This window comes from Paenibacillus artemisiicola (assembly GCF_017652985.1).
GTDB classification, from domain to species: domain Bacteria; phylum Bacillota; class Bacilli; order Paenibacillales; family Paenibacillaceae; genus Paenibacillus_Z; species Paenibacillus_Z artemisiicola.
Genome location: NZ_JAGGDJ010000130.1, coordinates 1 through 588 on the forward strand (window position 1 = coordinate 1; position 588 = coordinate 588).

Sequence of the window (588 nt, forward strand, 5' to 3'; positions counted from 1 at the left end):
GCGCCTGCTTACGGCTCCCCGAGGCATTTCGTTGTTCGCCACGTCCTTCTTCGGCTCCTAGCGCCTAGGCATCCTCCGTGCGCTCTTAGTAGCTTAACCAACGATGATTGGTTTGCGTGATCGATCCGAAGATCGAGCATGCAGCATTCATCGCATCGCATACATCGTTAATCTCAGCTAAGAGATCTTTCGCAAATTTCATATCCAGTTTTCAAAGGACAATTGATGGTTGTTGGTGGAGCCAAGCGGGATCGAACCGCTGACCTCCTGCTTGCAAGGCAGGCGCTCTCCCAGCTGAGCTATGGCCCCGTAAAGGGAATGGTTGGCCTTAGTGGACTCGAACCACCGACCTCACCCTTATCAGGGGTGCGCTCTAACCAGCTGAGCTAAAGGCCATCGTTATGATGTCTCCCGTCAGCGAAAGCTGATGGACTCGACCTTTTAGGTTGAAGAAGACTTGCTCCTTCAAAACTGAACATGAGCGATCCTGTCGTTTTCGTTTCCTGCTCGGGAAACGGTATTCCTTAGAAAGGAGGTGATCCAGCCGCACCTTCCGATACGGCTACCTTGTTACGACTTCACCCCAAT

The 588-nt window shown here is 52.2% G+C and carries 2 tRNA genes and 2 rRNA genes; all 4 read right to left on the reverse strand.

Annotation, left to right across the window (positions count from 1 at the left end):
* A 23S ribosomal RNA gene (locus I8J29_RS33515) occupies positions 1-99 on the reverse strand; the annotation flags it as partial.
* Between the two features lie 134 nt (positions 100-233).
* Positions 234-309 (reverse strand) — tRNA-Ala (locus tag I8J29_RS33520).
* A gap of 10 nt (positions 310-319) precedes the next feature.
* Positions 320-396 (reverse strand) — tRNA-Ile (locus tag I8J29_RS33525).
* 132 nt (positions 397-528) lie between these two features.
* Positions 529-588: ribosomal RNA gene (locus tag I8J29_RS33530) — 16S ribosomal RNA — on the reverse strand; the annotation flags it as partial.